This is a genomic window from Gordonia sp. (in: high G+C Gram-positive bacteria) (assembly GCF_012515855.1).
Lineage (GTDB): Bacteria > Actinomycetota > Actinomycetes > Mycobacteriales > Mycobacteriaceae > Gordonia.
This window is the reverse complement of the sequence record NZ_JAAYXO010000101.1, coordinates 1-10,726: the sequence shown is the minus strand read 5'-3', so window position 1 is coordinate 10,726 and position 10,726 is coordinate 1. Positions and strand designations below refer to the sequence as shown.

Annotated in this window: 9 protein-coding genes and 1 pseudogene; 7 read left to right on the top strand and 3 right to left on the bottom strand. The window is 67.4% G+C overall.

The genetic code is table 11. The features are described from left to right. A pseudogene (locus GX543_RS07500) lies at positions 1 to 281 on the top strand (cation:proton antiporter); the annotation flags it as partial. Positions 282 to 303: 22 nt separating this feature from the next. Here GX543_RS07500 and GX543_RS07495 read toward each other — a convergent pair. Beyond that, on the bottom strand, positions 304 to 606 hold the full coding sequence (locus GX543_RS07495) for a hypothetical protein (protein WP_290851003.1): 303 nt from the start codon (positions 604 to 606) through the stop codon (positions 304 to 306). A gap of 171 nt (positions 607 to 777) precedes the next feature. Here GX543_RS07495 and GX543_RS07490 point away from each other — a divergent pair, with 171 nt between their 5' ends. Together GX543_RS07490 and GX543_RS07485 are read left to right on the top strand one after the other, a co-directional pair. Next, a complete protein-coding gene (locus tag GX543_RS07490; RefSeq protein WP_290851001.1) occupies positions 778 to 1,644 on the top strand; it encodes a universal stress protein in 867 nt (288 codons plus the stop codon). 95 nt (positions 1,645 to 1,739) lie between these two features. Further along, positions 1,740 to 2,942, top strand: a complete 1,203-nt coding sequence (locus GX543_RS07485) for an MFS transporter (RefSeq protein WP_290850999.1) — start codon at positions 1,740 to 1,742, stop codon at positions 2,940 to 2,942. Between the two features lie 6 nt (positions 2,943 to 2,948). On the opposite strand, the gene GX543_RS07480 is transcribed toward GX543_RS07485, so the two are convergent. Then, positions 2,949 to 4,505 carry a phospholipid carrier-dependent glycosyltransferase gene (locus tag GX543_RS07480; protein ID WP_290851006.1) on the bottom strand — a complete coding sequence of 519 codons (1,557 nt, stop codon included), beginning with the start codon at positions 4,503 to 4,505 and terminating at the stop codon, positions 2,949 to 2,951. A 56-nt stretch (positions 4,506 to 4,561) separates the two neighbouring features. On the opposite strand from GX543_RS07480, the gene rsmI reads away from it, so the two are divergent. The 4 genes from rsmI to GX543_RS07460 all read left to right on the top strand — a co-directional run bounded on the left by rsmI (position 4,562) and on the right by GX543_RS07460 (position 9,448). Further along, positions 4,562 to 5,449: a 16S rRNA (cytidine(1402)-2'-O)-methyltransferase gene (gene rsmI, locus GX543_RS07475; protein ID WP_290851005.1), complete on the top strand. Its 888-nt coding sequence runs from the start codon at positions 4,562 to 4,564 to the stop codon at positions 5,447 to 5,449. Further along, positions 5,449 to 6,510: a tellurite resistance/C4-dicarboxylate transporter family protein gene (locus GX543_RS07470; protein ID WP_290850997.1), complete on the top strand. Its 1,062-nt coding sequence runs from the start codon at positions 5,449 to 5,451 to the stop codon at positions 6,508 to 6,510. Before rsmI ends, GX543_RS07470 begins: the two co-directional genes overlap by 1 nt. 155 nt (positions 6,511 to 6,665) lie before the next feature. Next, entirely contained in the window at positions 6,666 to 8,450 is a 1,785-nt protein-coding gene (locus GX543_RS07465) for an FAD-binding dehydrogenase (RefSeq protein WP_290851004.1), read from the top strand. A 215-nt stretch (positions 8,451 to 8,665) separates the two neighbouring features. After that, entirely contained in the window at positions 8,666 to 9,448 is a 783-nt protein-coding gene (locus GX543_RS07460; protein WP_290850995.1) for a CHAP domain-containing protein, read from the top strand. 766 nt (positions 9,449 to 10,214) lie between these two features. Here the strand turns inward: GX543_RS07460 and GX543_RS07455 are convergent. Further along, positions 10,215 to 10,726, bottom strand: a 512-nt coding sequence (locus GX543_RS07455; RefSeq protein WP_290850993.1) for a chorismate-binding protein, incomplete at its 5' end; no start/stop codon positions are given.

Below are 10,726 nucleotides of genomic sequence, written 5' to 3'. Positions count from 1 at the left end.
TGAACGACCCGTCGGTGTGCGGGACGGACGGACTGCTCGCCCGCAGCATCGAGCAACTGCGCGTGCTCGAGGCCGACGCCGACTTCGACGGCGACGCCCTGGACCTGCGATTGCACAGCGCCGCGGAGATGCGGCGGGTCCGGAGGGTGATCATCGCTCGGCAGCGGGTGGAGCTGCTCAATCTGCGCGATCGCGGCGCCTACAGTTCCGAGGCGCTCTCCGACGCGCTCGAGCGGCTCGACGCCGAAGAGATCAGCATCGCTCTGCAGGGTGGGCGCTGAGATAGATCAGGCGTGGGTCGGATCAGGTGAAGAGCACCACCGGCAGCGCGGAGGTGAACCACAGCAGCGAGAGTCCCAGCAGGAACCACGTGGCGCCCTGCCAGATCTGCCAGCGGCCGTCGGCTCGCCATGACAGGTACGTGCGGACCATCGCGGTGAGGGTGCCCAGCAGCATGACGATCAGCGAGGCGAGGGCGAGGGCCTTGGTGGCGCCGGTGCTGTCGACGGTGGCGGCGATCACCGCCAGCAGCATGGCGAGTCCGATCGTTGCTGCGAAATGGGTCACGGCGGGGCGGAACTCGCGCGCCGAGAGGATGGCAGACATCGTCAGACTCCTGGAATTGCGGGGAAGGCTTGCTGACATCCAGTGTACGGATCGCGACATGGGTCTTCGTACCGATGCGCGGCGCACTTGTTTCGTGAACAATGAGGCTGAGGCTTCCGACGGAAACGGCATACGACGTTTCCGGGCCGGTGTGAAGGAGAGAGTCGCGAAATGAGTTTGATTCTGGTCGGTGTCGACGGATCGCCCGAATCGACCAATGCGGTTCGGTGGGCGGCGCACGCCGCTGAGGTCGAGGGTCTCGACCTGAAGATCGTCGCTGCGTACAGCTCCACCACGAGCGATTACGCGCCCGGTCTGGTGATCCCGCAGGACGTGATCGACGCGATCCGCAGCGAGTCGACCGGATTCGTTCAGGACGCCGCAGCAGTCGCCCGCGAGGTGGCCCCCGACGTGAAGCTGAACGGGTCGATCGTGGAAGGCGACGCCGCGCGCGTCCTGCTCGAACTCGGCGAGAACGCCCAGATCACGGTGCTCGGCACCCGCGGCCTCAGCAGCGTCAAGGGCTTGTTCCTCGGTTCGGTCAGCACCAGCGTCGCCGCGCACTCCAAGGGACGCGTCGTGATCGTTCCCGATGGCGCGCTGGGCGGCGACGGACCCGTCGTCGTCGGTGTCGACGACTCCAAGATCAGTGATCCCGCCGTCGCCGAGGCGTACCGCCAGGCCGACCTGCGGAAGAAGAAGCTGGTGGCGGTCCACACCTGGACGCCGCTCGACGCCGATGCGCTGCACGGCTTCGGTCTCGACGCCAAGGAGATCGACGAGATGTCGCAGCAGGCCGTCGAAGCCGTCGCCGAGCGGATGGCGGGCTACAGCGAGGACTACCCGGACGTCGAGGTGGAGCGCGTGGTGGTGCCCGAGGAGCCCGCGAAGGCGATTCTCGATGCCGCAGGCGACTCCGCGTCGTTGATCGTCATGGGCAGCCGCGGCCGCGGTGGCTTCACCGGCCTGCTGCTCGGGTCGCGCAGCCAGAAGGTGCTGCACCACGCGCATGTGCCGGTGATGATCGCGCGTCGCTGAGCGATACCCCCTTACTCCGTATGTTGTGACCCGTCCGCGGTCACAACATACGGAGTAAGTGCTTTCTGGAGCGGCTGGCTTAGCCTGGACCCACCATGAAGAACCTCCCCCGCGGACTGTGGATCCTGCTGATCGCCAACGCTGTGATCGCCCTCGGCTACGGTCTCATCGCCCCGGCGCTGCCGATCTTCGCGACCACCTTCGGCGTCTCCGCTGCGGCGGCGGCACTGGTGGTGTCGGCGTTCGCGATGATGCGGCTGATGTTCGCACCGGCCAGCGGCCGTCTGGTGACGGTGCTCGGCGAGCGGAAGATCTATCTGACCGGTTTGCTGATCGTCGCGCTGAGTACGCTGGCCTGCGCTTTCGCCCAGGATTACTGGCAACTGCTGGCTTTCCGCGCGGCCGGCGGCATCGGTTCGACGATGTTCTCGGTGTCGGCGATGGCGCTGCTGATCCGGTTGTCGCCGCAGGAGGTGCGCGGCCGGGCGTCCGGCTACTTCTCGGCAGGCTTCCTGGTCGGCAACCTCACCGGACCGCTGATCGGGGCGGCGCTGGTGGGCTTCGGACTGCGCTTCCCGTTCGTCGTCTATGCGATCGCGCTGCTGATCGCCGCGGCGGTCGTCGCGAGTTTCATGCCGCCGCCGCCCGAGGTGGTCGAGACGTCGGACGACGGCGCGGACCTGCCTCCCGCGCCGCAGTTCTTCGCGTCGTTGCGGACGCGCGAGTACCGAGCGATCCTCACCTCGAACTTCGCACAGGGCTGGGCGTCGATGGGCGTTCGGGTGGCGCTGGTGCCGCTCTTCGTGCAGGACGGCCTCGGTTACGGCAGCGCGTGGGCGGGCATCATCCTGGCCTGCTACGCGGCGGGCAACATGATCGCGATCCTGGTCTCGGGTCGATTGTCGGACCGGTACGGGCGTCGGACGGTGATGATCCCGGGATTGATCGTCGCGGCGGTGGGCACCGTCTTCCTCGGTTACTCGCCGAACATCTGGGTGGCGCTTGCGCTGACCGCGGTGGCGGGCGTCGGCTCGGGCCTGTTCGCGCCGACGCATCAGGCGGCGCTGGGCGACATGCTCGCCGGCCGTCGTCGCGGGGGATCGGCGCTGGCCGCGTACGGCATGGCCTCCGACCTCGGCGCGGTGTCGGGTCCGCTCCTCACCGGTCTGATCGCCGACGCATTCGGCTTCGGCCCGGCATTCGTGGTGACGGGCGCGGTCCTCGTGGTTGCGCTCCTCACCTGGCTGGGCTCCGGCGACGCGGCGGTGGAACGCCGCTCGGTGCCTGCCACGGGCTAGCGTCGGCTACGACCAACTCGGCAGCCAGATCTGCTGGCCCCACTCGACGTTCGAGATCGGTGCGCCGACGAGGATCGGCCACAGCCACACGAAGTTGGCGATGACGAGCGCGATGAAGAACGACACGCCGAGGACGCTGAGCAGTCGTCTCTCCGATTGCGCGCCGCGCGGTGCGGCGCGCAGCAGGTCTCCGCAGGCCAGTGCCAGCCCCATCACGAGGAACGGCGCCATGGCCGTGGCGTAGAAGAAGTACATCTGACGGTCGATCTGCGTGAACCACGGCAGGATCGCCGCGCCGTAGGCCGCCAGCACCGCGACGTAGCGCCAATCGCGCCGCGACGCGATCCGCCACAGGGCCCACACGATCATCGGCAGCGCCAGCCACCACAGGGCCGGGGTGCCGATCAGCATCTGCGCGCGCACGCAGTCCGAGCCGCCGCACTGATCGGGGCCGTACGAGATGGCGTACAGCATCGGCCGCAGGCCCATCGGCCACGTCCAGGGTTTCGACTCCCACGGGTGGTGATTGCCCGCGGCGTTGGTGAGCCCGGAGTGAAACTCCAGGATCCCGGACTCGTAGTACCAGAACGAGCGGATCGCGTTCGGCACCCACGAGAAGGCGCCGTCGGTGCCGATCTTCTCGCCGGTCGCGTAGCGGTAGACGGCGGTCTCCGAGGCGAACCACGGCGCGAAGCTGGCTACGTACATGAAGAACGGCATCACGCCGAGCGACATGCCCGACGGGATCACATCGCGCCGCAGCACGCCCATCCACGGGCGTTTCACGTGGTACGCGCGGCGCGCGGCGACGTCGAAGCCGAGCGACAGCAGCGTGAACGCGACGACGAAGTACGCGCCGGACCACTTGACGCCGCATGCCAGGCCGAGCATCACCCCCGCGGTGAAGCGGTACCAGCGGAAGCCGAAGCGGGGGCCGAACGGGGAGTCTCCCATCCGGCCCTCGGTCCACACCCGGTGCATGCGCTGGCGCATCTGGTCGCGGTCGGCGATCAGCGCCGCGAACGCCAACACCACGAACAGGATCTGGAAGATGTCGAGCATGCCGAGCCGCGACTGCACGAACAGCACGCCCTCGCAGATCGCGAAGATGCCCGCGATGGCGCCGATGAGCGTCGAACGGCTCATGCGGCGGACCGAGAGGTACACCGCCAGCACCACGACGACGCCTGAGACCGCGGCCAGGAAGCGCCAGCCCAGCGGGGTGTAGCCGAACATCCATTCGCTGGCCGCCAGCATCCACTTGCCGACGGGCGGGTGCACCACCAGGCCGTAGGCGGGATTGTCTTCGAGGAGGTTGTCGCCGGTGAGGACCTGCCAGCCCTGGGGGACGTAGTGCTTCTCGTCGAAGACGGGGGTTCCCTTGTCGGTCGGGTTGCCGAGGTCCCAGAAGCGGGTCGCGACGGCGATCAACGTCAGAACGGCGCCGACGATCGTGCCGCGGAGGCGGTCGGTGGCGCCGAAGACGGGTTCGGGGATCTGGGGCGCCGGTGCCGTGCCGAGGTCTTCGGTGAGCGCACGGTCGACGACGGTCGCGCGATCGATGGAGGCGGCAGGGGTCACCTGTGCGATGGTAGCCGGGTCAGTAGGCTGAGTCGGTGATGAGTACGGACCGGAGTAGCGCCGCGGATGCGGCGGGCGAGCCTGGCGGCGGATGCCTGGTTCTGGCGGGCACGCCGATGGGACAGCCGGACGACGCCTCGCCGCGCTTGCGCGAGGCCCTCGGCACTGCCGACATCGTCGCCGCCGAGGACACCCGCCGCACCCGTACCCTTGCGGCTGCTCTCGGCGTCGAGATCACCGGACGTCTGCTCAGCTACTACGACCAGGTGGAGGCCGCTCGGACACCGGGCCTGGTGGAGGCGATCACCGACGGTGCCACGGTACTGCTCGTCACCGACGCCGGAATGCCGTCGGTCAGCGACCCCGGCTATCGGCTGGTGGTCGCGTGCGCGGACGCCGACCTGCGCATCACCTGCCTGCCCGGACCGTCGGCCGTGACCACTGCGCTCGCCCTGTCGGCCATGCCGTCCGAGCGCTTCTGCTTCGACGGTTTCGCTCCGCGCAAGTCCGGCGCGCGTCACGACTGGCTCGTCGAACTGCGCACCCAGCCGCGCACGGTGGTGTTCTTCGAATCACCGCATCGGCTGGCGCAGACGCTGGCCGACGCCGCCGAAGTCCTCGGGCCGGATCGTCGTGCCGCTGTGTGCCGCGAGCTCACCAAGACCTACGAGGAAGTGAAGCGCGGGCCGCTGTCCCAACTCGCGGAGTGGGCTGCGGACGGCGTCAAGGGTGAGATCACGGTGGTGGTGGCTGGGGCGCCTGCGGTCGACGAGACGGTCGGCATCGACGATGTGGTCGCCCGTGCCGAGGAATTGGCAGACGGCGGTGCCCGGCTCAAAGAGGCGTGCGCGCAGGCGGCTGCAGGCACCGCATTCTCGCGTCGCGACGTCTACGAGGCCGTGCTCGAGGCTCGGCGCGACGACTGATGGCGTTCGGGCAGGTAGTCGGGGATTCAATCCGCGGGCTCCATCCCGCCTACTTCGCCCTGGTCATGGCCACCGGCATCGTCTCGATCGCCACGGCTCTCGAAGGCTGGACGGCGGTGTCGGTGGGGCTCATGTGGATCGCCATCGTCGCCTATGTCGGTCTCGTGATCCTGAACCTGCTGCGGGTCGTCTTCTACTCCGAGAATTTCGTCCGTGATCTCCGCATCCCGAACCGGACCTTCGGCTTCTTCACGTTTGTCGCGGGCACCGGTGTGCTCGGGGCTCGCCTGGTGATCGACGACCACATTGGGATTGCGCTGGCGCTGCTGGCCGTGACCGCGGGAACCTGGCTCTTGCTCGGCTACGTACTCCCGCCGCTGGCCTTCACCGTGGTCGGCGGGATCCCGCGACTCGAGCGAGCCGACGGAACCTGGTTTCTGTGGGTGGTCGCGACGCAGTCGGTGGCCGTCCTCGCCGCGGCGATTCAGCCGCACGCGGAGAACTGGCGGTCGGAGTTGGCGCTGTTCGCGGTGGTCTGCTGGGCGGTCGGCATCTTCCTCTACATGGCGGTCGCGCTGTTCGTCGCGCTGCGCGTGTTCCTGTATCACCCGAAACCGGGGCAGCTCGGCGGCGCGTACTGGATCGCGATGGGCGCCACCGCGATCACCGTGGTCGCCGGTGCGAACATCGGGGTGATGGTCGAGGCGCCGATCCTCGACGTCACTCGGACCACCATCGAAGCGGTCTCCCTCTTCTTCTGGGCGTTCGGCACCTGGCTGATTCCGCCGCTGGTCTTCGCGGGGTACTGGCGGCACGTGACCCACCGGATTCCGTTGCGGTATGACGTCTCGTTCTGGTCGATCGTCTTCCCGCTCGGCATGTACGGCGTCGGTTGTCGGCAACTGGGGACGGTGAACCAGATGCCGCTCTTGACCGCGATCGGACAGGTGGAGGTCTGGGTGGCGGTGGTCGCGTGGGTCCTGACCTTCGCCGGATTCCTCGGCAAGGTGACCGGGTGGTCGAAGACCGCGGCACTCGGCCACCGGTCGCGGCTGGGGTAGGTCGGCGTCTGCCCTCCACAACGACCTTTTCGTGACGTGTCTGCCGATCCAGCGACGCCTGACGTCGGCGGCCGGTGACGCGGACAGTAGCGTGGGACGGAATGCGACGTGAGTCTCGTCGCGATGCCGTCGAGCTGAGTTCGGAGACCTCCTTTATGCCCGCAGAGACCAATCTGTCGATCACGCGCCGTCAGGCCCTGGCCGCCGGAGGCGTCGCAATTGCCGCGGGCCTGGTTGCGCCGGGTGCGGGCCTTGCGTCGGCGGGACCGTCACAGGACGCGGACGTGATCGTCGTGGGACACGGACTGTCGGGTCTGGTGGCGGCCTGCGAACTGGCCGACCGCAAGAAGAAGGTGCTGATCGTCGACCAGGAGTCGGGCCAGAACCTCGGCGGCCAGGCGCATTGGAGTCTCGGAGGCCTGTTCTTCATCGACAGCCCCGAGCAACGTCTGGCGGGCGTCCGCGACTCGTACCAGCGCGCGCATCGCGACTGGTTCACGACGGCGGGCTTCGATCGCGGCCCGCGCGAGGTCGGCGGCGAAGACTACTGGGCGCGACAGTGGGCCGAGAAGTACCTCGAGTTCGCCGCGGGCGAGAAGCGGTCGTGGCTGTCGGGCATGGGCATGATGTGGGTACCTGTGGTCGGATGGGCCGAGCGCGGCGACGGCCGTCCGGGCAGCCCTGGCAACACCGTGCCGCGGTTCCACACCACGCTGGGCACCGGCCCGGGTGTGGTCGAGCCCTTTGCCCGGCGGGTTCGCGAGGCCGTCCGTGCGGGTCTGATCAAGTTCGAGTTCCGTCACCGCGTCGACGAACTCATCACCACCGACGGCGCCGTGACCGGTATCCGCGGCTCGGTGCTGGAACACAGTTCCGCACCGCGCGGCAAGCAGTCCTCGCGCACCAAGACCGGCGACTTCGAGCTGCACGCGCCCCTGGTGATCGTCGCGTCGGGCGGCATCGGCGGCAACCACGATCTGGTCCGGCGCAACTGGCCGTCGCGCCTCGGCACGGCCCCCGAGTTCATGGTGACCGGCGTTCCGGCGCACGTGGACGGCCGGATGCTCGGCATCACCGAGCAGGCCGGTGGTCGCCTGGTGAACAGCGACCGGATGTGGCACTACACCGAGGGGCTGCGCAACCATTCGTCGATCTGGCCTGGGCACGGCATCCGCGTTCTCGGTGCGCCGACCTCGATGTGGTTCGACGGCTCCGGTCGTCGGTTCCCGTCGCCAGGCATCCCCAGCTACGACACCCTCGGCACTCTCGAGATGATTCAGAAGTCGGGTCACGAGTATTCGTGGTTCGTGCTGAACAAGCGGATCATCGAGAAGGAGTTCGTGCTCTCGGGATCGGAGCAGAATCCGGAGCTGACGTCCAAGAACCTGCCGCTGTATCTTGCGAACCGTGCACTCGACGACGTTCCCAAGCCGGTTCAGGCCTTCCTGGACCGCGGCCCGGACTTCGTCACCGCGACAACTGTCGAAGGGCTCGCGGCACGGATGAACAAGCTGGTCGGCAAGGACCTCATCAATGCGGCAGACCTCAAGAAGCAGATCCGCCACCGCGATCGCGAAGCCTTCAACCCGAACACCACGGACGAGCAGATTCGCGGCATCCGCCGGTCGCTGGCGTACCCGGGAGACAGCATCGTCCGCACCGTGCCGATGCACCGAATCCTCGATCCCGAGGCCGGCCCGCTGATTGCGATCAAGATGAACATCCTGACTCGCAAGTCGCTCGGTGGACTGCAGACCGATCTGTCCGGCCGCGTCCTCGGTCACAACGGCAAGCCCGTTCCCGGACTGATGGCGGTCGGCGAAGCCGCGGGTTTCGGTGGCGGCGGCGTCCACGGTTACCGCGCGTTGGAGGGCACGTTCCTCGGCGGCTGCCTGTTCACCGGCCGTCAGGCCGGTCGCGCCGCACGGCGGATGGTGTAGCGCGGGCACGCCTCCGATCGGAAGCCGATCGCATTAGGTTGATTCGCATGGGTTTCGACTCTATGACCCCAGAATTGGGGTCGTCTGATGATTCGGATTCCGGTCGCATAAATGGGTGAATGGTGTCTGAGAGGGCATTCTCGGCGTCGATTCCGACGTTTCTCGGGTTAGTTTGATCGCGCCCCAATACGGGAATGACTCTAGATGGGAAGCTCATGATTCGACTTGATCGAACGTCAATTGCCAGGCGGATCGGTTCGATGGTCTTGACCTGTGGACTCATCGGCGGACTCGGTGTCGCCGCTACCACGCTGGCTGCGGCACCCGCAGAAGCCGGCATCAAGACCGCGACTACGCTGGAAACCCTCAACGTGCGGTCCGCACCTACGTCCAGCGGCACCTTGCTGCGGCGGATCGCGGGCAACACCAGGGTCGGCATCAACTGCTGGACGAATGGCCAGGCAGTGACGGGTCGTTACGGCACCACCACTATTTGGTACACGATCGACGGCGGCGGCTACGTCACCGACGCCGGCCTGTACACCGGTACCAATAACCCGGTGACTCCGAAGTGCGGCGGCAGCGCTCCGGCTCCGGCTCCGGCCCCCAGGACCACGGGCCGCGCTGTCGGTCAGAAGTCCGCATCGAACAGCGGCATCTCCGGCTACTGCACCTGGGGTGCCCAGGAATTGTGGAGGCAGAACACCGGCTATTACCCGAAGATCCGCGGCAATGCCAAGGATTACGCGGCGTCTGCTCGGGCCAATGGCTGGACGGTGGTTGCTGACGCGCAGCCTCGGAGCATTGTGGTCTTCCAGCCGGGCGTGCACGGCGTTGACCGAACCTATGGCCATGTCGGTTGGGTGCGAAGTGTTGAGAATCGCGCCGACGGTCGATACATCCATTACACGGATATGAACGGCAGTGCCGGTTTCGGTCGATACGGCAGCAAGGTGACCAAGGATATCGGCGGAATGAGCTACATTCTCGCTCCGTGAGGCCACATCTCCTCGATCCGCCCTGAACCTTCGCCACGGCTCAGGGCGGATCTTGCTGTCTGAGCGTTTCCTGCCCTTCGCGGGGCGCGGTTGCCTCGGTGGTGAGGGTTTCTTCGTGCGAAGGGTTGTCTCGCGAGGTGTCCGGGTTCGCCGAAGGATGGGAGGCGTAGGTGCCTGGTTGGGCGCTGCTGATCCACTGGATTGGTCCGTTGGTGTCACCGTGTCCGCGGAACGCGCCGCCGACCCGGAGTCGGGTCGGCGTGCCGCGTTCCGCGTTTCCCTTTGTTCCGTCGGCACTCCACCGACTGCCCCTCCAGCCCCCGCGGCCCCGGTAGCAGTCCGTGTCGCCTGTGCGCGACGGCTATGGAGTTCTCAAGGAGCCGAAAGGTGGTCCCGGAGGGGACCGCTTCGTGTGAGCTATGTTACAGGTCATGAGTGATGAGAACAAGTGTTCGATTGAAGGTTTGGTGTGCTGCGCGCGGGTGCGGTGAGCTTGTTTGGGGCGAGTGCGGTGAGCAGCCGTGTGCCGAGATTGTGTGTCGCGGCGGTCTCGATTCGCCTGGGTGCTCGCTGCGCTCGCAGCCAGGCACTCGACCAACGTGGGGGGCAGCCAGGCCCTCGACCAACGTGGGGGCAGCCAGGCACTCGACCAACATGGGGCAGCCAGGCACTCGACCAACGTGAGGGCAGGCTGCTCGCAGCCAGGCCCTCGACCAACCTGGGGGAAGCCGGGCGCTCGACCAACGTAAGGGAGCCGCCGGCGGAGCTAGGTCCCGAAGCCCACGATCGAGGCGGCTTTGTCGAGGCACTCCTGCCATTCGGCGGCGGGGGAGGAGTCGATGGTGATGCCGCCGCCGACGCCGAGGGTGAGGGTGTTGTCGGAGGCGACGGATACCGTGCGGACGGCGACGTTGAGGTCGAGCAAGCCGCCGGGGCCTGCGATGCCGACGGCACCGCAATAGATGCCGCGAGGATGCTCCTCCCACTCGGCGAGCAGTTCCTGGGCTCGAATCTTGGGCGTGCCTGTCACCGAGGCGGGAGGAAAGGCAGCGTCGAGGAGCTCGCGGTTGCCGATGTCGTCGCGCAGGTGCGCCGCCACGGTCGACACCAGGTGCCACACGCCCGGAGCTCCGACCACCGTCAGCAAGTCGGGGACGGAGACCGAGCCGATGCGGGAGACGCGTCCGAGATCATTGCGGACCAGGTCGACGATCATGACGTTCTCGGCGACGTCTTTGTCAGAGGCGGCGAGTAGCGTCGGATCTGCGGACGACGGGA

What these genes read in the sequence shown, in the direction of transcription:
- GX543_RS07495 (WP_290851003.1), bottom strand. Translation starts at nt 606, where the DNA reads ATGTCTGCCATCCTCTCGGCGCGCGAGTTCCGCCCCGCCGTGACCCAT.
- GX543_RS07490 (WP_290851001.1), top strand. Translation starts at nt 778, where the DNA reads ATGAGTTTGATTCTGGTCGGTGTCGACGGATCGCCCGAATCGACCAAT.
- GX543_RS07485 (WP_290850999.1), top strand. Translation starts at nt 1,740, where the DNA reads ATGAAGAACCTCCCCCGCGGACTGTGGATCCTGCTGATCGCCAACGCT.
- rsmI (WP_290851005.1), top strand. Translation starts at nt 4,562, where the DNA reads ATGAGTACGGACCGGAGTAGCGCCGCGGATGCGGCGGGCGAGCCTGGC.
- GX543_RS07470 (WP_290850997.1), top strand. Translation starts at nt 5,449, where the DNA reads ATGGCGTTCGGGCAGGTAGTCGGGGATTCAATCCGCGGGCTCCATCCC.
- GX543_RS07465 (WP_290851004.1), top strand. Translation starts at nt 6,666, where the DNA reads ATGCCCGCAGAGACCAATCTGTCGATCACGCGCCGTCAGGCCCTGGCC.
- GX543_RS07460 (WP_290850995.1), top strand. Translation starts at nt 8,666, where the DNA reads ATGATTCGACTTGATCGAACGTCAATTGCCAGGCGGATCGGTTCGATG.